Annotated in this window: 19 protein-coding genes and 2 tRNA genes; 8 read left to right on the plus strand and 13 right to left on the minus strand. The window is 59.1% G+C overall.

Going from position 1 to position 22585, the window contains the following annotated elements; genetic code table 11:
• Positions 1-5: 5 nt before the first annotated feature.
• The 4 genes from AC1MEW_RS00200 (at position 6) to nadE (ending at position 2670) form a co-directional block, all read left to right on the plus strand.
• Entirely contained in the window at positions 6-263 is a 258-nt protein-coding gene (locus AC1MEW_RS00200) for a hypothetical protein (RefSeq protein WP_201255690.1), read from the plus strand.
• Positions 264-266: 3 nt separating this feature from the next.
• Positions 267-431 carry a hypothetical protein gene (locus AC1MEW_RS00205; RefSeq protein ID WP_201255691.1) on the plus strand — a complete coding sequence of 55 codons (165 nt, stop codon included), beginning with the start codon at positions 267-269 and terminating at the stop codon, positions 429-431.
• A 171-nt stretch (positions 432-602) separates the two neighbouring features.
• The gene (gene pncB, locus AC1MEW_RS00210) at positions 603-1838 is read left to right on the plus strand and encodes a nicotinate phosphoribosyltransferase (RefSeq protein WP_322270405.1); all 1236 of its coding nucleotides are present in this window, start codon (positions 603-605) and stop codon (positions 1836-1838) included.
• 4 nt (positions 1839-1842) lie between these two features.
• Positions 1843-2670: an ammonia-dependent NAD(+) synthetase gene (gene nadE / locus AC1MEW_RS00215; RefSeq protein WP_201200159.1), complete on the plus strand. Its 828-nt coding sequence runs from the start codon at positions 1843-1845 to the stop codon at positions 2668-2670.
• 96 nt (positions 2671-2766) lie between these two features.
• Here nadE and azu read toward each other — a convergent pair whose 3' ends face one another.
• The gene (azu, locus tag AC1MEW_RS00220) at positions 2767-3213 is read right to left on the minus strand and encodes an azurin (RefSeq protein ID WP_201200156.1); all 447 of its coding nucleotides are present in this window, start codon (positions 3211-3213) and stop codon (positions 2767-2769) included.
• 343 nt (positions 3214-3556) lie between these two features.
• Between azu and AC1MEW_RS00225 the strand changes: the two genes are divergently transcribed.
• Together AC1MEW_RS00225 and AC1MEW_RS00230 are read left to right on the plus strand one after the other, a co-directional pair.
• On the plus strand, positions 3557-4144 hold the full coding sequence (locus tag AC1MEW_RS00225; RefSeq protein ID WP_480425112.1) for an LOG family protein: 588 nt from the start codon (positions 3557-3559) through the stop codon (positions 4142-4144).
• Between the two features lie 68 nt (positions 4145-4212).
• Complete coding sequence (locus tag AC1MEW_RS00230) at positions 4213-4404, plus strand: hypothetical protein (RefSeq protein ID WP_018928487.1); 192 nt, start codon at positions 4213-4215, stop codon at positions 4402-4404.
• 73 nt (positions 4405-4477) lie between these two features.
• On the opposite strand, the gene AC1MEW_RS00235 is transcribed toward AC1MEW_RS00230, so the two are convergent.
• The 12 genes from AC1MEW_RS00235 to rnr all read right to left on the minus strand — a co-directional run bounded on the left by AC1MEW_RS00235 (position 4478) and on the right by rnr (position 21885).
• Entirely contained in the window at positions 4478-4855 is a 378-nt protein-coding gene (locus AC1MEW_RS00235; protein WP_201255692.1) for an NUDIX hydrolase, read from the minus strand.
• A 40-nt stretch (positions 4856-4895) separates the two neighbouring features.
• Positions 4896-5786 carry a transglutaminase family protein gene (locus AC1MEW_RS00240; RefSeq protein ID WP_201200154.1) on the minus strand — a complete coding sequence of 297 codons (891 nt, stop codon included), beginning with the start codon at positions 5784-5786 and terminating at the stop codon, positions 4896-4898.
• Positions 5786-8272: a circularly permuted type 2 ATP-grasp protein gene (locus AC1MEW_RS00245; protein WP_201200152.1), complete on the minus strand. Its 2487-nt coding sequence runs from the start codon at positions 8270-8272 to the stop codon at positions 5786-5788. The genes AC1MEW_RS00240 and AC1MEW_RS00245 overlap by 1 nt, the downstream gene beginning before the upstream one ends.
• Positions 8273-8360: 88 nt before the next feature.
• The gene (locus AC1MEW_RS00250; RefSeq protein WP_480425114.1) at positions 8361-11636 is read right to left on the minus strand and encodes a transglutaminase family protein; all 3276 of its coding nucleotides are present in this window, start codon (positions 11634-11636) and stop codon (positions 8361-8363) included.
• 344 nt (positions 11637-11980) lie between these two features.
• Positions 11981-14287, minus strand: coding sequence for a YgiQ family radical SAM protein (locus AC1MEW_RS00255; protein ID WP_201205112.1), 2307 nt, complete (start codon positions 14285-14287; stop codon positions 11981-11983).
• A 284-nt stretch (positions 14288-14571) separates the two neighbouring features.
• Positions 14572-15966, minus strand: coding sequence for a replicative DNA helicase (gene dnaB / locus AC1MEW_RS00260; protein WP_201189496.1), 1395 nt, complete (start codon positions 15964-15966; stop codon positions 14572-14574).
• 122 nt (positions 15967-16088) lie between these two features.
• A complete protein-coding gene (gene rplI / locus AC1MEW_RS00265) occupies positions 16089-16535 on the minus strand; it encodes a 50S ribosomal protein L9 (RefSeq protein ID WP_054044100.1) in 447 nt (148 codons plus the stop codon).
• A 19-nt stretch (positions 16536-16554) separates the two neighbouring features.
• Positions 16555-17448 carry a YybS family protein gene (locus tag AC1MEW_RS00270; RefSeq protein WP_201200147.1) on the minus strand — a complete coding sequence of 298 codons (894 nt, stop codon included), beginning with the start codon at positions 17446-17448 and terminating at the stop codon, positions 16555-16557.
• Between the two features lie 36 nt (positions 17449-17484).
• On the minus strand, positions 17485-17715 hold the full coding sequence (gene rpsR, locus AC1MEW_RS00275; RefSeq protein WP_002551829.1) for a 30S ribosomal protein S18: 231 nt from the start codon (positions 17713-17715) through the stop codon (positions 17485-17487).
• 28 nt (positions 17716-17743) lie between these two features.
• The gene (gene rpsF / locus AC1MEW_RS00280; RefSeq protein ID WP_007939579.1) at positions 17744-18166 is read right to left on the minus strand and encodes a 30S ribosomal protein S6; all 423 of its coding nucleotides are present in this window, start codon (positions 18164-18166) and stop codon (positions 17744-17746) included.
• 315 nt (positions 18167-18481) lie between these two features.
• On the minus strand, positions 18482-19249 hold the full coding sequence (rlmB, locus tag AC1MEW_RS00285; RefSeq protein WP_201200145.1) for a 23S rRNA (guanosine(2251)-2'-O)-methyltransferase RlmB: 768 nt from the start codon (positions 19247-19249) through the stop codon (positions 18482-18484).
• The gene (gene rnr, locus AC1MEW_RS00290) at positions 19246-21885 is read right to left on the minus strand and encodes a ribonuclease R (RefSeq protein WP_480425116.1); all 2640 of its coding nucleotides are present in this window, start codon (positions 21883-21885) and stop codon (positions 19246-19248) included. Before rnr ends, rlmB begins: the two co-directional genes overlap by 4 nt.
• 226 nt (positions 21886-22111) lie before the next feature.
• Between rnr and AC1MEW_RS00295 the strand changes: the two genes are divergently transcribed.
• Positions 22112-22198, plus strand: a tRNA-Leu gene (locus AC1MEW_RS00295).
• Positions 22199-22364: 166 nt separating this feature from the next.
• Positions 22365-22451: transfer RNA gene (locus tag AC1MEW_RS00300), tRNA-Leu, on the plus strand.
• Positions 22452-22585 lie beyond the last annotated feature (134 nt).

Consider the following 22585-nt stretch of genomic DNA (forward strand, 5'->3'; position numbering starts at 1 on the left):
CACCAATGAATCGATATCAACCCCTGAAAGCAAGCGCATCTACAACCCCAACCTTTTACATAGACTCACACGTTGCGCCCAATCATTTGTTTGAAGATGCCTGTTTCAGAATTCGTGCCGCCACCAGCCTTTTAGAAACGCTGACATCCGCCACTGTCAAAAACACCAATGATGCAGACCTGTATCGCCTGATACTGCCTGTTTATGTATTACTACAGGATGGCCTCGACACATTGGATCAAATCACTTTAACCGCGGAGTAAATCATGGCCAACCCGGTAACCAATGAGATGCTCAAAGCGGCAATGAAAAAAGCAATCGAAATAGGACTTATACCTCGCCACTCACACTTGGATGGCTATTTGAAAAGTTGGGAGAGTCTTGGACTAGTCATTCAAGCGGCTCTTGAGGCGACACCCTATAACAGATGAGTCTCATGGGGCTGTGCAACAGGAGGGCCAAAAGATGCAACCTGGGAATAATCCACCACGGACGCAAAAATCGCTGGCAATCCGCACCTCTGATATGCGCCACTAGCCCCATTCATTGAAACAGCTGAAACGTCGCGACCACGGGCCGCGGCCAGCATGGAGAGACCCGTTATGAGCGAGAGCGTATTTGGCGATCGCATCGTGCAGAACCTGCTCGACACCGACTTTTACAAACTGACGATGATGCAGGCGGTGCTGCACAACTACCCTAACGTCGAAGTCGAATGGGAGTTTCGTTGCCGTAACAGCGAGGATTTGCGCCCGTACCTGGCGGAAATCCGTTACCAGATCGAGCGTCTCGCCGAACTGAGCCTGAGCGCCGACCAGTTGAGTTTCCTGGAGCGCATCAGCTTCATGAAGCCGGATTTCCTTCGATTTCTTGGCTTGTTCCGCTTCAACCTGCGCTACGTCCACACCGGCATTGAGAACGGCGAGTTGTTCATCCGCCTGCGCGGGCCGTGGCTGCATGTGATTCTGTTCGAAGTACCGATGCTGGCGATCGTCAGCGAAGTGCGTAACCGCTATCGCTACCGGGAAGTCGTTCTGGAGCAGGCCCGCGAGCAGCTCTATCGCAAGTTCGACTGGCTGACCGCCAACGCCAGCAGCGACGAATTGTCCGAGTTGCAGGTTGCCGATTTCGGCACCCGGCGCCGCTTTTCGTACCGAGTGCAGGAAGAAGTGGTGAACGTGCTCAAGCACGATTTCCCTGGGCGCTTCGTCGGCACCAGCAACGTGCATCTTTCCCGCGAGCTGGACATGAAACCGCTGGGCACCATGGCCCACGAGTGGATCATGGCCCATCAGCAACTCGGCCCACGGTTGATAGATAGCCAGATAGCCGCCCTTGATTGCTGGGTTCGCGAGTATCGCGGCTTGCTGGGGATCGCCCTGACCGACTGCATCACCACTGATGCTTTCCTCGGTGACTTCGACCTGTATTTCGCCAAGCTCTTCGACGGCCTGCGCCACGACTCCGGTGATCCGGTGCTCTGGGCAGAAAAAGCCATCGCCCGCTACCACAAGCTCGGCATCGACCCGATGAGCAAGACGCTGGTGTTCTCCGACAGCCTGACGCTGCCCAAGTCCCTGGAAATATTCCGGGCGCTGCGCGGTCGGATCAATGTCAGTTTCGGCATCGGCACCAACCTGACGTGCGATATTCCGGGTGTCGAACCGATGAGCATCGTGCTTAAAATGACCGCCTGCAACGGTCAGCCCGTGGCAAAGATTTCTGATGAGCCTGGCAAGACTCACTGCAAAGACCCGAATTTCGTCGCCTACTTGCGACACGTTTTCAAAGTACCTGCCTCCATTCCCAGCACATCTGGCATTTCTAGCAAGGAGTGAATTCATGCAAGCCGTACAGCGTGAGATTGCTGATCAGCTCAAGGTTCAGCCGCCGTTCGCCGATCAAGCAGCCCTTGAGGCTGAAGTCGCCCGGCGGATTACCTTTATCCAGGATTGCCTGGTCAATTCCGGGCTCAAGACCCTGGTGCTGGGCATCAGCGGCGGCGTCGATTCCTTGACTGCCGGCCTGCTGGCCCAGCGGGCTATGCGCGAACTGCGCACCCGCACCAGTGACGACAGCTACAAGTTCATCGCCGTGCGCCTACCGTACGAAACCCAGTTCGATGAACACGACGCCCAGGCCTCAGTGGATTTCATCGCCCCGGACGAACGCCACACGGTGAACATCGGCCCGGCGGTCAAATCCCTGGCCAGTGAAGTTGCAGCGTTCGAAGGCAAGCACGCGGTTTCGGTGGATTTTGTCTTGGGCAACACCAAGGCGCGGATGCGCATGGTCGCCCAGTACACCATCGCCGGTGCAGCCCATGGTTTGGTGATCGGTACCGACCACGCGGCAGAAGCGGTGATGGGTTTCTTCACCAAATTCGGTGACGGCGCCTGCGACTTGGCACCGTTGAGCGGTCTGGTGAAAAATCAGGTCCGGGCGATTGCCCGAAGCTTCGGTGCGCCGGAATCGCTGGTGGAAAAAATCCCGACGGCCGACCTGGAAGACTTGTCGCCAGGCAAACCGGACGAAGCGTCCCACGGCGTGACCTATGCCGAGATTGATGCATTCCTGCACGGCGAACCAGTGCGCGACGAAGCGTTCAAGATCATCTGCGACACGTACAAAAAGACTCATCACAAGCGGGTGATGCCTTTCGCGCCTTGATTTGAGAGGTGTCTGCCCGCGAAGAACGATGACGCGATCAAACGTCAGGCACAAAAAAGCGTCCCAAGCGGACGCTTTTTTATGCGTGCGATTCGATTACTTCAGGGTAACCGTGCCTTTCATCATCGAGATGTGGCCCGGGAACGAGCAGAAGAACCCGTAGGCTTCGCCGGCAGCCAGTTTCGACACGTCGAAGGTCACCGAATCTTTCTCGCCAGCACCGATGATCTTGGTGTGGGCGATGATGCGTGCGTCGCCTTCCGGCAGGTAGTTCTTGTCGATACCTGCGGCCAGGCCAGCAGTAGCGATTGGCTGCATGTCAGCTTCTTTGCTCAACACCCAGTTATGGCCCATGACGTTTTTCGGCAGGCTGCCGGAGTGGGTCAGTTCGACGGTGAAGGTCTTGCAGCTCTTGTCGATTTCAATGGCCTTAGTGGCGTAGGTCATCTGATCAGTGGAGTCGATCGTGGTCTTGCACTCGGCAGCCATCAATTGGCTGCTGGCCAGCGTCAGCAGGGATACCGCAACAAGTTTGGCAAACATGGTGAATCTCCAAGGCAGGGTTAACGAAAACTCGAATGGACAGAAGACTGCCTGAAATCTTCGCAAGTTCCTATGACTTGAGTCAAAAATTGTATACAACTTTCGAGCTATGACACTCATCGAAACAATCTAACAGCCAGACGTCTGGGCCGGCCCTATCCTCAAGCCCTCATCACTTAGACGGAGCCTCTGTCATGTCCATCAACAGCCTGTTGTGCAGTTTGCTCGCCGCCTACGCTTGTGGCGCCAGCGGTACCTACGAAACACCTACACGCGAGGTTTAACCCTTGGAGCGTCGCTTCCATGCCTTTACTCTGTGGCCATCCTGACCCTGGAGCAAGGCATGTCTATAGCGTCCGTTTGTGTATTTTGCGGTGCCAGCACTGGCACTGACCCGGCTTATCGTGAAGCGGCTGTCGCCTTGGGGCGAGCATTGGCCGAGCGCAAGCTGACCTTGGTCTATGGCGGCGGCGCCGTCGGGCTGATGGGGATCGTCGCTGACGCGGCACTGGCGGCCGGGGGCGAAGTGATCGGGATCATCCCGCAAAGCCTCAAAGACAAGGAAATCGGCCACAGCGGCCTGACGCGCCTGGAAGTGGTCGACGGCATGCATGCGCGCAAGGCACGGATGGCTGAACTCAGCGATGCGTTTATCGCTTTGCCCGGCGGCCTCGGCACGCTGGAAGAACTGTTCGAAGTCTGGACTTGGGGCCAGCTCGGCTACCACGGCAAGCCGCTCGGTTTGCTCGAAGTAAACGGTTTCTATAGCAAATTAACCGCTTTTCTTGATCATATCGTCGGCGAAGGCTTCGTTCGCGAACCACACCGTGACATGCTGCAAGTGAGCGAATCGCCGCAAACCCTGCTCGACGCACTGGACGCCTGGCAAGCCTCGATCCTGCCAAAATGGGCCGAGCAAAAACCCAGCTAACGGCTAGGCACCGATACAGGGCAGAATATGCGCCGCTCAACCTCACCTTCGACCCCAGAGGATCGCCCATGGCTAAACCTAATTATTCCTTCGCCAAACGTCAGAGAGACTTGGCCAAGGAGCAGAAGAAAGAGGAAAAGCTTCAGCGCAAGAAAGCTACAGCTGAAGAAGAAGCAGCAGCACTGAACCCGGATGCAGAAGGTGAAGTGGCGGCAGAAGATGATGTTGAAGCACCGAAAGATCAGGCGCCTGACGCCTGAGACCCTCAGAGCCCGATGATCTGATCAGGCTCACCGGATCTGTGTCCAGGGTCAGCAGTCTTGCTGCTGACCCTCACAGGCCCAACGCTTTATAAATCGAATCGCGATAGCCCTTGGGCAAGTTGGCCGGCAAACGCGCCGGATCAAACAGCCCGATCTCCTTGTGTTCATGACTGATCGTCGGCACAAAACCGCCCAGCAACTGGCAGCGGTAAGTCGAGATGAACACGTGTTTACCGGGGATCACCTCGAACAGATACGAATCCAGCGGCTCTCCCACCTCCACCTCGACGTCCAGCTCCTCGGCGATTTCCCGTGCCAGGCAGATCGGTGGCGTTTCGCCCAGCTCAATTCTTCCGCCGGGTAACTCCCATTCGTCGCGCTCGTTGAGCATCAGCACGACCAGGCCTTCGGGGGATTGCAGGACGCCTTTGATTGAAACCGGGAACATTGGATTTCCTCTCCAGCAAATGCACCACATTGGATCTTGGTTAATCCAGCGGCATCACGGTGACTCTGACTTCCGGGTCATGGCTCCCACCGCCAAGTATCACTCCGCGCAACGGCGAGACATCGGAAAAGTCCCGGCCCCAGGCCAGCGTGATGTGTTCCAGCGCCGGTTGCACGTTGTTGGTTGGATCGAAATCCACCCAGCCGAGTACCGGACAAAACACCGAGACCCAAGCGTGGGATGCATCGGCGCCAATCATCCGTGGTTGCCCCGGTGGTGGCTGGGTCAACAAATAACCACTGATGTAGCGCGCCGCCAAACCACGGGAACGCACACACGCCAGCATCAAGTGCGCGAAGTCCTGACAGACGCCGCGCCGGCGTTCCAGCACTTCCACCAACGGCGTCGCCACCTGGGTGGCCTCGGCATCGAAGGTGAATTCGCTGAAAATCTTCTCCATCAATGCCTGGACGCCCAACAGCAGAGGCCGACCCGGTGGAAAACAGCTTTCCGAGAACTCGACGAAGTTGCGCTTCAAATGCACGTACGGTGATTCGAAACGATAGCGACAGGCTTCCAATAACTGGGGCGAAAGCGGCTGACTGCTGTAAGTCAGCGCATTGCGGGTTTCTTCCCAGGCCGGCGATAGATTGAAATCCAGGGTCGGTCGGGCCAGTACTTCGACGGTTAGCTCCGCGTTCACCAGCAACTCATCGTGGGGACGCTCGAACGCCAACCGAGTAAGCGGATTGCCAAACACGTCCAGTTCATCGCGACGGGTCGTCGGGTCCGGGCTGATCAGCAACGCCTGCGCGGTGCAGCGCTGCCAGTCGCAGGCACGCGGCCACAAGTGCGCCAGTTGCTGAGCCAGGGACACCGGGCTGTCGTAGTGATAATGGGTATCGTGGAAAATCTGGTAACGGGCATTCATCAGACGGACACCGTGCGCTGGCTGACATCATCGACATGGGCAAAATGGCGCAAGGCCAGGCGATCCGAAACCTGGCCGCTGGCATCGGCGATTTCTTGCAGCAGATCAGCCAGACCTTCGACAGCCGCGTGGACACTGGCCTCACCAAACAACGAGTTCTCCAGGCAACCCAGGTCGAAGTGCGCCAAACGCTCGACCAATTGCGGCAAACACGCCTCGCGCGGGACACCGAAATCGTCGTTCAGGCGTTTCAATGTGCGGGTCACCAGTTTCAACTGGAACAGCACCGCGTGGGGGTTCTGCTCATCCAGCAGCAACAGGTCGAGCACCGGGATCAATTGCGCCACGGCCAAATACCGCGAGCGGTAGGTGATGCTGCTGTTACCCAGCTCCAGCAACCACTCCAGCCCGGCCTGATCGAAAGCCCCGGCACCGCGCAGAAACGCCGCCAAACTGCCACTGAGAAACTGCAGTCGCTCGATCCGCCGGCCGATCATCAGGAAACGCCAGCCTTCGTCCCGGGTCATGTCGTCCAGGGCAAAACCGGACAGCGCCGCCAGCGACATGACCAAGCGGTTGAGGAAATCCAGCAACTCGCCGAAATCCGGCTCTTCGGTTTCAAGCTCCATGGCCTCGCGCTGCAACTCCACCAGCGCCTGCCAGTTTTCCCGCGAGAGCTTGCCGCGCACTTGCGAGGCCGCCCACTGCAAGCGTTGCAGGTTGGAACGCAGGCTGAACGGCCAGTCATCGCCGAGCAGCGCCGCCAACAAGCGTTCCGGCAACTCGCCTTCGTCGGGCAACAGATTCAGGCGCTCACCGAGATCGACCGCCGCTTCCAGGGCTTGCGGGTCATCGCCGTCGACATAACGCGCCAGCATGATCCGCAGCAGCCGCGCACTGTTATCGCAGCGCTCGCAGTAACGGCCAAACCAGAACAGGTTCTCGACCACCCGCGACGGCAGATAGGGATCGCGCCGCACCAGATCGTGGACACCAATCGTGCGCTGGGTTTTCCATTGTTCGCCGCTGGGGGCTCGCTCGCCGAGCACCCAGGTGTCCTTGCTCGCACCACCGCGCTGCATCGACACCACTTCGGCATCGGCCTCGGCTGCCACCCGGGTCAAGCCGCCGGGCAATACCCGATAGCCATCGCGACTGGCCACCGCGTACACGCGCATGCCGATGGCTCGCGGTTGCAACTGACCGTCCTCGGCTTGCCAGATCGGCGCTTGGGACAGTTGCGCCAGTTCTTGCGCGACATAGGCGTAAGGCCGCGCCTGCATGCGCTCGGCCAATGCTTGACGCTGTTTTTCACTCAAATCACGGCCAAACACCGGCGCAAAGCTCTGGGAGGGAAATGCCGGTTTGATCAGCAACTCCGGCAACTTTTCCAAAGCTTGAGCCAACACTGGCGCTTCCCCACACCACCACGTGGCGATGGACGGCAGGATCAGTTCTTCGCCGAACAGGAACTGATTGATCCTTGGCAGAAAGCCCAGCAGACCCGGCGATTCCAGCACGCCGCTGCCCAACGCGTTGGCCACCAGCACCCGGCCCTGACGCACCGCTTCCAGCAACCCCGGCACGCCGAGGGCCGAGTCGGTACGCAGCTCCAGCGGATCGCAGAAGTCATCGTCGAGGCGCCGCATGATCGCGTGAACCCGGCGCAGCCCGCTCAAGGTTTTAAGGTAGACGGTGGCATCGCGCACCGTCAGGTCGCCGCCCTCCACCAGTGGATAACCGAGTTGGCGCGCCAGATACAAATGTTCGAAATAGCTTTCGTTGAACCGACCCGGTGTCAGCAGCACCACCAGCGGCGCTTCATCGTCACTCGGCGCTTGGCGAGCCAGGGTTTCCTGCAACGTGCGGAAGAACCCGGCCAGGTGCTGCACCTTCAAATCGCGATACAGCTCGGGAAACGCCCGAGACACGATGGTGCGGTTTTCCAATGCGTAACCCGCACCGGACGGCGCCTGGGTCCGGTCCGCTGTCACCCACCAACGACCGTCGGGAGTGCGCGCCAGGTCCACGGCGTACAGATGCAGAAACGCCCCGTCCGGCGGTGCAATACCCTGACACGGCCACAGGAAGTTGTTGTGACCGAACACCAGCTCCGCCGGCAGCAGCCCTTCGGCGATCAAACGCTGCGGACCATAAAGATCCGCCAACACGGCATTGAGCAAGCGTGCCCGCTGAGCAATCCCTGCGGACAAATGCTGCCACTCATCAGCCGCAATGACATGGGGCAACAGGTCCAGTTCCCACGGGCGATCGGCGCCCTTGGGGTCGGCGTAGACGTTGTAGGTCACGCCGTTTTCCTGGATCTGCCGGGTCAGCAAAGCCTGGCGCTGCACCAGTTGCGTCGGGGTGCTGCGTTGCAATTGGTCGAACAGCCGACGCCAATGCGGGCGCACGGCGCCGCTGTCGTCGAGCAGTTCGTGATAAGTGCCCGCCGTCAGCGGGTAGCGGTCAAGCAGGTCAGGCATGGAAAGCTCGGCAGACAACAAAGAACGGTCAGACTAACGCAGGCTCATGACGCCCGGATATACGAAAAATCCGAGCGTCGCGTAGGGCTTAGAAACGTCGCAAATCGAGTGTCATCGGCAACTCGTCATTAATCGTCACGTTCGGTATAGGAAGTTTCCCTGGGGTGTGTCCGACTCGGAAGAATCGAGCCATCCTTCGGCTCTCGGCCTCATTGGCATTCACCGGCAGACTGTCGTAGTTACGCCCGCCCGGATGGGCGACGTGGTACTGACAACCACCCAGCGATCGCTCCATCCAGGTATCGAGCAAGTCGAACACCAGCGGCGCGTGGACCGGGATTGTCGGTTGCAGGCAGTTGGACGGTTGCCAGGCACGGAAGCGCACGCCTGCGACGAACTCGCCGACTCGCCCGGTGGGTTGCAACGGCACCGGGATGCCATTGCACGTCAGCAGATAACGCTGTGGCGCCAGGCCGGTGAGCTTGACCTGCAAGCGCTCCAGCGACGAATCCACATAACGCACCGTGCCACCGACCGCGCCCTCCTCGCCCAGTACATGCCAAGGCTCCAGCGCCTGACGCACTACCAGTTCGATGCCACTGACGGCGTAATCGCCGACCTTCGGAAAGCGGAATTCCAGGTGCGCGGCAAACCACTCGGCCCGCACCGGATAACCCGCCGCATTCAGGTCGACGATGACATCGGCGAAATCCTGCTCGATAAAGTGCGGCAACAGGAAGCGATCGTGCAGCTCGGTGCCCCAGCGCGCCAGTTTCGGCGGTGCATAAGGTTCGCGCCAGAACCGCGCCACCAGCGCCCGCAGCAATAACTGCTGAGCCAGGCTCATGCGTGCGTGAGGCGGCATTTCAAAGGCACGCAATTCCAGCAATCCGAGACGCCCGGTGGCGCCGTCCGGCGAATAGAGTTTGTCGATACAGAACTCGGCGCGGTGGGTGTTGCCGGTGACGTCGATCAACAGGTTACGCAGCAAGCGATCCACCAGCCACGGCGCGCATTCCTCTCCCGGCTTCGGCATTTGGGCGAAGGCGATTTCCAGTTCGTACAACGCGTCGTTACGCGCTTCGTCCACCCGTGGCGCCTGGGACGTAGGACCGATGAATAATCCGGAAAACAGGTAGGACAAGGACGGGTGGTTATGCCAGTAGCTGATCAGGCTGCGCAGCAGGTCGGGACGGCGCAGGAACGGTGAGTCCGCTGGGGTCGCGCCACCGAGTACCAAATGGTTACCGCCGCCGGTGCCGGTGTGCCGACCGTCGATCATGAATTTCTCGGTGGTCAACCGGGTCTGGCGCGCTTCTTCGTACAGGAACTCGGTGCGCTCCACCAGTTCGTCCCAAGTCGCGGATGGCTGCACGTTGACTTCGATCACGCCCGGATCCGGGGTGATGCGGAAGTTGCTCAGGCGCGGATCGCTTGGCGGTTCATAGCCTTCCAGTAATACCGGGCAATGCAACTCCTGAGCGGTAGCCTCGATGGCGGTAACCAGCTCCAGATAATCCTCGACCCGTTCCAATGGCGGCATAAACAGGTACAACCGCCCTTCTCGAGCCTCGGCGCAGAATGCGGTGCGGGTCAGCCAGTCGGCAGATTCGTCGACTTTCGGTTCACGCTCAACCGCTTCGGCCGGCACGCCCGGACTGTTCAATGCGACGGTGTCGGGAAGTATCGGGAATTCCTGGTTCGGATCATTGGGATGGATAAACGGATACTCCGCCGCTTTCACCCAAGGCTGTGAACCGAGCGGTAAGCGATAACCCAGCGGCGAATCCCCCGGCACGAGCCGGCAATGTTGTTCGCGCAGGTACCAGCGACCGCTTTGCCATTGATCGCCCTTGGCGGTGCGCGCCAGCGGCAGGACCTGGCCGATGACCTTGTCCAGCCCCTGGCTGAAGACTTTGCGCAGTCGCGCACGCTCCAAAGGTTCTTCCAGACGCGAGTCTTCGGCGCTGACGTTCTGCGGCAAAGTGCCTTCTCGCCAGAGGTAATAGAAATTGTCTTCGTAGGCTGGAAACACAAAACGTGTCGGAATTTTCAGGCGTTCGGCGACACTCGCCAGAAAACGCCCGGCCAGTTCGCCATCTGCGCCGTAGTCTTCCTGCTCATCGGCGATCAGTGCGCTGTTGTGCCAGATCGGCACGCCATCCCGGCGCCAGTAGCAGTTAAGCGACCAGCGCGGCAGTTGTTCGCCGGGATACCACTTGCCCTGGCCGAAATGCACCAGGCCTTTTGGCGCGTAATGTTTGCGCATCCGCTGGAACAATTCGGCGGAGAGGCGACGCTTGTCCGGCCCGAGCGCTGCGGTGTTCCACTCGGCGCCGTCCGGATCATCGATGGACACGAAGGTCGGCTCGCCGCCCATGGTCAGGCGTACGTCGCCCTCCAGCAGATCAGCATCGATCTGCCGGCCCAGCGCCTGGATCGCCAGCCATTGGTCTTCGGTGTAGGGTTTTGTTACCCGCGGCGCTTCCCAAATCCGCTCCACGGACATTTCGTGGGTAAATTCGCACTCGCACGGTTCCACCAAGCCACTGATCGGTGCCGCAGAGCCCGGATCGGGACTACACGCCAACGGAATGTGTCCTTCCCCGGCAAACAGCCCTGAGGTCGCGTCCAGGCCAATCCAGCCGGCGCCGGGCAAATAGACCTCGCACCAGGCGTGCAGGTCGGTGAAATCCACGTCCGTGCCGGACGGGCCGTCGAGGCTTTTGACGTCGGCGGTCAGCTGGATCAGATAGCCAGAGACAAAACGCGTCGCCAGCCCGAGATTGCGCAGCAATTGCACCAGCAGCCACGCTGAATCGCGGCAGGAGCCAGAGGCGTGTTCGAGGGTGTGCTCGGGGGTTTGGACGCCGGGCTCCATGCGGATCAGGTAACCGATGTCTTCGCTCAGACGCTGGTTGAGCGCCACCAGGAAATCCACGCTGGGCAGCGGCGTGCGGTCGATACCGTCCAGATAGGCCTTGAACTTCGGCGTCAGGGGCAAGGTTTCCAGGTACGGCGCCAGTTCTTTACGCTCATCGGCGGCGTAAGTGAACGGGATCTTTTCCGCGTAGGGCTCAAGGAAAAAATCGAACGGATTGAACACCGCCATTTCCGCCAACAGGTCGACTTCGATCCGCAGCTCATCGGTTTTCTCCGGAAACACCAGACGCGCCAGGTAATTGCCCTGGGGGTCCTGTTGCCAGTTGATGAAGTGCTGCTCGGGCGAGACTTTCAGCGCATAGGACAAAATCCGCGTGCGACTGTGGGCCGCCGGGCGCAGGCGAACGATCTGCGGACCGAGCTCGACGGCGCGGTCGTAGCGGTAATGTGTGACGTGATGCAATGCGACATGAATCGACACGGCGTGCCTCCTGCGAGCCTAAAGCGTATTCGAAAGCGCGCAAGACTTATGCCACCCAGCAGCGCTGGCGCTTTCACAGATTTGCTTAGGGCAGTACAGCACCAAAATCGGGCAATGCGGGAAATTGGTTGGAGGGGATTGCACGTAAATGTGGCACAGGAGTATGGCTGATAGCTTTTGTGGCGAGGGAGCTTGCTCCCGCTGGGGCGCGCAGCGGCTCTGAAAGTAGACGACTGCTTCGCAGCCGAACGGGAGCAAGCTCCCTCGCCACAATGATTAGTCACCCCTTGGAACGCAAAACGCCAACCCGAAGGTTGGCGTTCTGTTGTCAGCTCAAGCGAGGCTTAGCGCGGTACAACCGGCTTGCGCGCAGGCTTTGGCCCTTTGCCTTTGGCCGCGTCCTTGCGGTCCTTGGCGGCTTGCTGGTTGCGGGCGAACGCCGCAGCCTTGGCCTGTTCACGCTTGTCCCACGAGTTACCACCATCGCTGGCACGCGGCGGCAGGCCGGTGTGCTGAGTGAGGATCTTGGTGGTCTTTTCAGTTGCTGCCACTTTATGGCTGCCAGCCGGTGTCGAGTTCTTGCGACGGGCGCTCTGGTAGCTGTCGGTGGCCGGTTGATGCAACGGAATCAGCTGGGTTTTTCCCGGCCCGATCAGGTCGGCGCGGCCCATGCGGGTCAGCGCTTCACGCAGCATCGGCCAGCCTTTCGGGTCGTGATAACGCAAGAACGCCTTGTGCAGACGACGCTGCTCTTCGCTCTTGACGATGGTCACGGCGTCGCTCTTGTAAGTGACCTTACGCAGCGGGTTCTTGCCCGAGTGGTACATCGCGGTGGCGGTAGCCATCGGCGACGGGTAGAACGCCTGCACCTGGTCGGCGCGGAAGCCGTTGCCCTTGAGCCACAAGGCCAGGTTCATCATGTCTTCGTCGGTGGTGCCCGGGTGGGCGGCGATGAAGTACGGAATCAGGTACTGCTCTTTCCCGGCTTCCTTGGAGTACTTCTCGAACATGCGCTTGAACTTGTCATAGCTGCCAATGCCCGGCTTCATCATCTGGTTGAGCGGACCTTCCTCGGTGTGTTCCGGGGCGATCTTCAGGTAACCACCCACGTGGTGAGTCACCAACTCCTTGACGTATTCCGGCGACTCGACCGCGAGGTCGTAGCGCAAGCCGGAAGCGATCAGGATCTTCTTCACACCCGGCAAGGCACGGGCGCTGCGATACAGCTGGATCAACGACGAGTGGTCGGTGTTCAGGTTCGGGCAAATGCCAGGGAACACGCACGATGGCTTGCGGCACGCGGATTCGATTTCCGGGGTCTTGCAGGCGATGCGGTACATGTTCGCGGTCGGGCCGCCGAGGTCGGAAATGACGCCGGTGAAGCCTGGGACCTTGTCGCGGATCTCTTCGATTTCGCGAATGATCGACTCTTCGGAACGGTTCTGGATGATCCGGCCTTCGTGCTCGGTGATCGAGCAGAAGGTGCAGCCACCGAAGCAGCCACGCATGATGTTCACCGAGAAGCGGATCATGTCGTAGGCCGGAATTTTTTCCTTGCCGTACGCCGGGTGCGGAATCCGTGCGTAAGGCATGCCGAACACGTAGTCCATTTCTTCGGTGGTCATCGGAATCGGCGGCGGGTTGAACCAGACGTCGACTTCGCCATGCTTCTGTACCAGCGCGCGGGCGTTGCCCGGGTTGGTTTCCAGGTGAAGCACGCGGTTGGCGTGAGCGTAGAGAACCGCATCACCACGAACCTTCTCAACCGATGGCAGACGAATCACGGTTTTATCGCGAGTCATCTTCGGGCTGGCCAGGATCTGCACGACCTTGGCTTCTTCCGGGTCTTCAACCGGACCCTTTTCCTGCTCGATGGCGCAGGCCTGGGTGTCCTGGGTGTTCACGTACGGGTTGATGATCTTGTCGACCTTACCCGGACGGTCGATACGCGTGGAATCGACTTCGTACCAGTCTTTCGGCGTATCGCGACGGATGAACGCGGTGCCGCGCACGTCGGTAATGTCTTCGATCTTGTGACCGTAGGACAGACGCTGGGCGACTTCGACAATCGCACGCTCGGCGTTGCCGTAGAGCAGGATGTCGGCGCAGGCGTCGATCAGGATCGAGTTACGTACCCGGTCCTGCCAGTAATCGTAATGAGCGATGCGGCGCAGGGAAGCTTCGATGCCACCGAGGACGATCGGCACGTTTTTGTAGGCTTCTTTACAGCGCTGGCTGTAGACCAGGCTCGCGCGGTCCGGACGTTTGCCCGCCATGCCACCGGGGGTGTAGGCGTCATCGGAACGGACTTTCTTGTCGGCGGTGTAGCGGTTGATCATCGAGTCCATGTTGCCGGCCGCGACACCGAAGAACAGGTTCGGCTCACCGAGCTTCATGAAGTCGTCTTTGGACTGCCAGTTCGGCTGGGCAATGATCCCGACGCGGAAGCCCTGGGACTCCAGCAGCCGGCCGATGATCGCCATGCCGAACGACGGATGGTCAACGTACGCATCACCGGTGACGATGATGATGTCGCAGGAATCCCAGCCGAGCTGATCCATCTCCTCCCTGCTCATGGGCAGGAATGGCGCTGGCCCGAAACATTCGGCCCAGTACTTGGGATAGTCAAATAACGGCTTGGCTGCTTGCATCATGTCGATAACCGGTGTTGGCTTTCATTGAATTTCGCGGGCGCGGAATATAGCACAAAAAATAACCAATTCCGACGGCTATGGTCGGAAATTGGTGAAGCCTGATTTGCTCGAAGAGCCTGAGACCCCGCACAGCCCCTGTGGCTAGGGAGCTTGCTCCCACCGGGCTGCGAAGCAGCCCCAAAACCTGCAACTGATTTTTTCGGATAGACCGCATTCTCAGGCTTTGCGACTGCTGCGCAGTCGAGCGGGAGCAAGCTCCCTCGCCACAGTTTTCTGCTGGGTTACTCGTCGTCGAAGTTGTAGCTGCCCGGCGCAAGGTTTTCGAAGCGCGTGTACTTACCGATGAACGCCAGTCGCGACGTGCCGATCGGACCGTTCCGCTGCTTGCCGATGATGATCTCGGCGATGCCCTTGTGCTCGGTTTCCGGGTGGTACACCTCGTCCCGGTATACGAACATGATGACGTCAGCATCCTGCTCGATCGCTCCGGATTCCCGCAAGTCGGAGTTGATCGGGCGTTTGTTCGGCCGTTGCTCCAGGGAGCGGTTGAGCTGGGACAGCGCCACCACCGGGCAGTTGAATTCCTTGGCCAGGGCCTTCAAGGAACGGGAGATTTCGGAAATCTCGTTGGTCCGGTTGTCGCCGCTTGAACCCGGGATCTGCATCAGTTGCAGGTAGTCGATCATGATCAGAGCGACATCGCCGTGCTCACGCACCAGGCGTCGAGTCCGCGCACGCATCTCCGACGGGCTGATACCAGCGGTATCATCGATGAACAGCTTGCGGTCATTGAGCAGGTTGACCGCCGAAGTCAGGCGCGGCCAATCGTCGTCTTCCAGGCGGCCGGCCCGGACTTTGGTCTGGTCGATACGGCCCAGGGACGACAACATACGCATGATCAGCGATTCGCCTGGCATCTCTAGCGAGTAAACCAGTACGCACTTGTCGCTGCGCAACACGGCGTTTTCCACCAGGTTCATCGCAAAGGTGGTTTTACCCATCGATGGACGGCCGGCGACGATGATCAGGTCAGACGGCTGCAGGCCGCTGGTCATCCCGTCGAGGTCGGTGTAACCGGTCGACAGGCCGGTAATGGCGTTGTCGGTGTTAAACAAGGTGTCGATGCGGTCGATGGCCTTGGTCAGCAGGTCATTCACACTCACCGGGCCGCCGGTTTTTGGCCGGGCCTCAGCGATCTGGAAGATCTGTCGTTCGGCTTCGTCGAGAATCTCTTCTGCCGTGCGGCCTTCGGGGTTGAAGGCGCTGTCGGCAATTTCGGAGGCAATGCCGATCAGTTGGCGCAAGGTCGCCCGTGCACGGACAATCTGGGCATACGCCTTGATGTTAGCGACGGATGGCGTGTTTTTCGCCAGTTCACCGAGGTAACCGAGGCCACCGACTTGCGAGGTCTGACCTTCCTTGTCCAATTGCTCGGCCAGGGTCACGACGTCGATGGGCGAGTTTTGGTCCGCCAGTTTGGCGATCGCACGGAAGATCAGGCGGTGGTCATGCCGATAGAAATCGCCATCCGAGACCTGATCGAGCACGCGTTCCCAGGCATTGTTGTCCAGCATCAACCCACCGAGCACAGCCTGTTCGGCCTCGATGGAGTGCGGCGGCACCTTCAGGGAAGCGGTTTGCAGATCATATTGCTCGGGAGCGGAGATATCGTTCATGGCCACTTGAATTAGTATTTTGAAAATCAGGAACTGCAGAAAGACAAAGGGCACGACCTGTAAACAGGATCGTGCCCGATGTTAACCGTCTGACGGACAAGCCGCCAGCCGATCAGTGTTGCTTAAGCTGCTACCACGACAACGCGTACGGTGGCTTCAACTTCAGCGTGCAGGTGCACGGCTACGTCGAATTCGCCTACGTTGCGGATGGTGCCGTTCGGCAGACGAACTTCGCTTTTTGCAACTTCAACGCCAGAGGCGGTCAGTGCATCAGCGATGTCGTGAGTACCGATCGAACCGAACAGCTTGCCTTCGTCACCAGCGGTGGCAGTGATAGTCACTTCCAGCTCAGCCAGTTGGGCGGCGCGGTTTTCAGCCGAAGTTTTACGGTCTGCTGCGGCTTTTTCCAGCTCAGCGCGACGCTCTTCGAACGCAGCCACGTTGGCAGCGGTCGCAGCGGTAGCTTTGCCGTAAGGCAGCAGGTAGTTACGACCGTAACCAGCCTTAACGTTCACTTTGTCACCCAGGTTGCCCAGGTTGGTGACTTTTTCCAGAAGGATCAGTTGCATGTGAAAATCCTCTTAACTTTTAACCTTCACCGTTCGCGTTATCGGCGTCTTTCGGCGCCAGACGACCGCGAAAATCAATCAGGCTGTCGACGATGGCCAAGACCACCAGCAACGGATAGATCAGTTGCATAAACAGCAACAGCGTCACGTACAACCCCACCAGCCAGAACCTGGCCAGTCGCTTTTGCGCCACCAGCCCGTGAATCAGGGCCAGCCCGGCGAACACCAGCGGTACACTGCACAACGGCGTCAACATCGCCAACTGAGAACCGAAGTTCGGCCCCAGCAGCATGAACGCCAGCAGTAACATCGCCAGCCCCAGCGGGAATCGGATGGCGCGAAACTCGCGACCAAAACCACCCGGGTTGTACAACAACGCCTGCCAGTAGCGCCCGACAAGCAGGCTCAGCACACTGACGATTTGCAACAAGGCCGCAATCAGGCCGGTCAGGACCGGTGCAATCAGGGACGCGAAACGCGCTTGCTCGTCTACCGACAACTTCTGGTAGACATCACCGAGTAGCGACGGCATGACCTTTATCAAGGCCTGCGCCAGCATCTCGATTTGGGGAGCAAAAGCTGTCCCCAGCACCACCGAAAACACCACTCCCATCGCTATGCTGACCAGCAGCACGCGGTTCCAGGACTCACTTGCGCGCAAAACCAACGCAAGGCTCCAAGACCCCAGCAGCACCAGAAGTGCCCGTGGGTCGTCGGAGTAAAGCCACCAGACCAATGCCGGCAGCAATCCCAGAGCAAGTACGCCAATGGCGTCCTTCAATCCGCGCCGCAGGAGCACAAGGCATCCCGCGGCAGCACCCAACCAATACAACAACGGCAACGTTGCGCATCCGGCCACTACCAGAGTGGCCTGCATACGGCCGCGCATGATGAACTCAGCTATGGCGCGCATGCATTCAATCCTTTGCTACGTGTCGACTGCCCGGTCTCAGCGGCCGTGGCTGTCGGTGTAGGCCAGCAGGGCCAGGAAGCGGGCGCGCTTGATAGCGGTGGCCAGCTGACGCTGATAACGAGCTTTGGTACCGGTGATACGGCTTGGAACAATTTTGCCGGTCTCGGATACGTATGCTTTCAGGGTGTTGAGATCTTTGTAATCGATCTCTTTCACGTCTTCAGCGGTGAAGCGGCAGAATTTACGACGACGGAAGAAACGTGCCATGTAATAGGCTCCTCAAAAGGTCCGTGGATTACTCGTCAGCGTTATCGCTGTTGTCGCTGTCATCACTGTCAACGCCTTCAGCGTCGGAGTGCTCAGGACGGTCGCGACGCTCACGGCGCTCACTGCGGTTTTCTTCAGCCTTGAGCATCTCGGATTGGCCAGTAACGGCTTCTTCGCGACGGATGACCAGGTTACGGATCACTGCATCGTTGTAGCGGAAGTTGTCTTCCAGCTCGGCCAGGGCCTTGCCAGTGCATTCAACGTTCAGCATCACGTAGTGAGCCTTGTGAACATTGTTGATTGCGTAGGCCAGTTGACGACGGCCCCAATCTTCCAGACGGTGGATTTTGCCGCCGTCTTCTTCGATCAGCTTGGTGTAACGCTCTACCATGCCGCCGACTTGCTCGCTTTGATCCGGGTGGACCAAAAAGATGATTTCGTAATGACGCATGAATGCTCCTTACGGGTTGTAGCCTGCCGTTCAAAAACGGTCAGACAAGGAGTGAATGACACTTATGGACTTGCCGGCGATAGACACATGCGTGCCTGCCGTCACAGCAAGGGGCGCAATTGTAGAGAAGGGACAGAAGAGGTGCAAGGCAATTGGTGATTATTTGAACAGTTCGTCCGCACACCGATTTTTGCCTCGCCACAAACCACTGTGGGAGCGAGCTTGCTCGCGATGAGGGCACAACATTCAATATTTATGCTGAATGTTACGCCGTTATCGCAAGCAAGCTCGCTCCCACAGGGATTACAACTTGGCTTAGGACTTTTTGCCGGTCCCGGCTGCTTTGACACTGCGCTGACGCTGAGCCTCGAACAGGCACACGCCGGTCGCTACGGAAACGTTGAGACTGCTGACGCTGCCGGTCATCGGCAAGTGCACCAGGTAGTCGCAAAGATCGCGAGTCAGGCGACGCATGCCGCTGCCTTCAGCACCCATGATCAGGATGGTCGGGCCGGTCATGTCTTGCTGATACAGACTCTGCTCAGCCTCGCCCGCCGTGCCGACAACCCACAAGCCGCGCTGCTTGAGTTTTTCCAGGGTACGCGCCAGGTTGGTCACCGCCACCAACGGAATCACTTCCGCCGCGCCGCAGGCCACTTTACGGACCGTTGGGGTCAAGGTAGCTGACTTGTCCTTCGGCACGATCACCGCCAGCGCACCGGCCGCATCGGCCGAACGCAGGCAAGCGCCGAGGTTGTGCGGGTCGGTCACGCCGTCGAGCACCAGCAACAACGGTGCGCCTTCGCTGCGATCGAGCAGCTCGTCGAGCATCGCTTCGCCCCAGACCTGGCTCGGACTCACGTCCGCCACCACACCCTGGTGCACGCCATCAACCCAGGCGTCGAGCTCACGACGCTCGGCGTTGCCGACAGGCACGCGATTTTCATTCGCCAGCGCGATCAGCGCCTGTACACGCGGTTCGCTGCGGCCTTCAGCCAGCCAGATCTGCTTGACGCGTTTTGGGTGGTGACGCAGCAACGCTTCTACCGCATGCACGCCGTAGATTTTTTCCAACTGACTCATGACTTGGCCTTAGGTTTACGCGCCCCGCCGCTTTTGGCAGCTGGAGCCGAACCCGCTTTTGGCGGGCCTTTACGGTGTTTACTCGGTTTCGCTGGCTTGCCGCCGGGAGCCTTTTCAGGCGCCGACCGTCCGGTCTTTCCCCCAGACGCCGCTTTACCGCCGCTTTTCGCTTCAGACAGCAACGCCTGCTTCATTTCACGGCTTTTGCGCAGCTCGGCGTTTTTCGCCGCCGCATCGCTTGGGCGATAGGCTTCTGGAGCCTTTTCCTTGGCAGGACGACGACCGGTTTTCGCCGGAGCCGGTTCTGCAGCTGTTTTTGCAGCAGAGGCAGCAGGTGCGGTGGCTTCAGTACCGCGCTTCTTGCGACCGATCGGCGCGCTGATGGTCTTTTCAGCCATCTCGAAGTCGATCTTGCGTTCGTCGAGGTCAACGCGCATCACGCGCACTTCAACAGTGTCACCCAGGCGGAAGCTACGACCGGTACGCTCACCGGCGAGACGGTGGTGCACAGGATCGAAGTGGTAGTAATCGCCCGGCAGCGCGGTGACGTGCACCAGGCCTTCGACGTAGATGTCGGTCAGCTCGACGAACAGGCCGAAACCGGTCACGGCGGTGATCACACCCGGGAACGACTCGCCCACGCGATCTTTCATGAACTCGCACTTGAGCCAGTTCACAACGTCACGGGTCGCTTCGTCGGCACGGCGTTCACTCATCGAGCACTGCTCGCCGAGCTGCTCCAGGGTCGCTTCGTCGTACGGATAGATGCGCGCTTTCGGAATGCTCATCGCGCCAGCACGGCGAACGTGCGGGGTGTCCATTTTCGAATGGATGACGCTGCGAATCGCCCGGTGAGTGAGCAAGTCCGGGTAGCGGCGGATCGGCGAGGTGAAGTGGGTATAGGCTTCGTAATTCAGGCCGAAGTGGCCCTGGTTATCAGCGCTATAAACCGCTTGGCTCAACGAGCGCAGCATGACGGTCTGGATCAGGTGGAAATCCGGACGGTCCTTGATGCTCGCCAGCAATGCCTGGTAATCCTTCGGCGACGGGCCATCCTTGCCTTTGTGCAGGGACAGGCCGAGCTCGCCAAGGAAGGCGCGCAGTTTTTCCAGACGCTCCGGTGGCGGACCGTTGTGCACGCGATACAGCGCAGGAATTTCGTGTTTCTTCAGGAATTCAGCCGTGGCCACGTTGGCCGCCAGCATGCACTCCTCGATCAGTTTGTGCGCATCGTTACGCACGGTCGGACGGATTTCAGCAATCTTGCGCTCGGTGCCGAAGATGATCCGGGTTTCCTGGGTTTCGAAATCAATCGCACCACGTACGTGACGAGCACCCAGCAGCACTTTGTACAGTGCGTAAAGCTGCTTCAGGTGTGGCAGAACGTCGGTGTACTCGCCGCGAAGCTGACGCGCTTCGGTGAGTTTCGGCGTTTCGAGCATCGCGCTGACTTTGTTGTAAGTCAGGCGAGCGTGGGAGTGGATCACCGCTTCGTAGAAGCAGTAGTCGGTCATCTCGCCGGATTTGGAGATGGTCATCTCGCAAACCATGGCCAGGCGATCGACGTGCGGGTTCAGCGAGCACAGGCCGTTGGATAGTTGCTCTGGCAGCATCGGCACGACGCGCTCGGGGAAGTACACCGAGTTGCCACGAACCTGGGATTCGTTGTCCAGCGCCGAACCGATTTTCACGTAGCTGGAGACGTCGGCAATCGCCACGTACAACTTCCAGCCACCGGAGAACAGGCGCAGCTTGCCTGGCTTGGATTCGCAGTAAACCGCGTCATCGAAGTCGCGCGCATCTTCACCGTCGATGGTTACGAACGGCAGATGGCGCAGGTCGATGCGCTTCTCTTTGTCTTTCTCTTCGACTTCCGGCTTGAGCTTGGCGGCTTCTTTCAACACCGCCTCAGGCCATACGTGCGGGATATCGTACGCGCGCAGGGCGACGTCGATTTCCATGCCCGGCGCCATGTAGTTACCCACAACTTCAACCACATCGCCTTGCGGCTGGAAGCGTGGTGTCGGCCAGTGAGTGATCTTCACTTCAACGAATTGACCGATCTGGGCGTTGGCGTTGCGGCCCGGGGTAACCAGCACTTCTTGCTGGATCTTCGGGTTATCCGCGACCACGAAGCCGATACCGCCCTCTTCGAAGTAACGACCGACGATGGTCTCGTGAGCACGGGAGACGACTTCGACGATCATGCCTTCGCGGCGACCGCGACGGTCCAGGCCGGAAACACGGGCCAGGGCACGGTCGCCGTCGAATACCAGGCGCATTTGCGCCGGGCTCATGAACAGGTCGTCACTGCCGTCGTCCGGGACCAGGAAGCCGAAGCCGTCACGGTGACCGCTGATGCGGCCCAGGATCAGGTCGAGCTTGTCCACCGGCGCATAAGTGCCGCGACGGGTATAGATGAGTTGAGCGTCGCGCTCCATGGCGCGCAGGCGGCGGCGCAGGGCTTCGAGCTGGTCTTCTGTGGTCAGACCAAACTCTTCGACCAGCTGCTCGCGGTTAGCAGGCGAACCTCGATCAGCAAGGTGCTGAAGGATCAGTTCGCGGCTAGGAATAGGGTTTTCATATTTTTCCGCTTCACGAGCGGCCTCGGGATCGAGGGACTGCCAATCGGCCATTAGAGAGTTTTCACCTTGTCTATATGCGGGTTAGTTTGGCATAGGCGTAATGAAACGGGAAATTTCAGGCTATGACAGCCCATCTAAAGCCCTTTATCGACACCGCGAAGCTGATTTAAATGCCACTGGTGAAATATTCCAAGTTTTTTTGATGACAGGGGTTTACAGTTAAAAAGACGCTCCGTATAGTGCGCGCCATCGACGACGCACTAGCGTTGCCGATACTGCCCAGATGGTGAAATTGGTAGACACGCCAGCTTCAGGTGCTGGTGACCGCAAGGTCGTGGAAGTTCGAGTCTTCTTCTGGGCACCAATTTAGAGCTTGAGATTAGATCAATTTCAAGGCTCACACAAAAACCCGCGAAAGCGGGTTTTTTGCATTCTGAGCTTCTGATTTATTAAAACCAAATCAGGGGTTTACAGATCAAAAAGCTCTCCGTATAGTGCGCCACATCAACAGCGGCAACGCTGAAGATTATGCCCAGATGGTGAAATTGGTAGACACGCCAGCTTCAGGTGCTGGTGACCGCAAGGTCGTGGAAGTTCGAGTCTTCTTCTGGGCACCAATTCAAATTTCAGAGCTCGCTCTGGGATTTCACAAAAACCCGCGAAAGCGGGTTTTTGCGTTTCTGGCCTGAAAAAATCCTTCGGCACCGCTTTTTTGTGGCGAGGGTGCTTGCTCCCGCTGGGGTGCGAAGCG

This window comes from Pseudomonas sp. ASL4 (assembly GCF_056680395.1).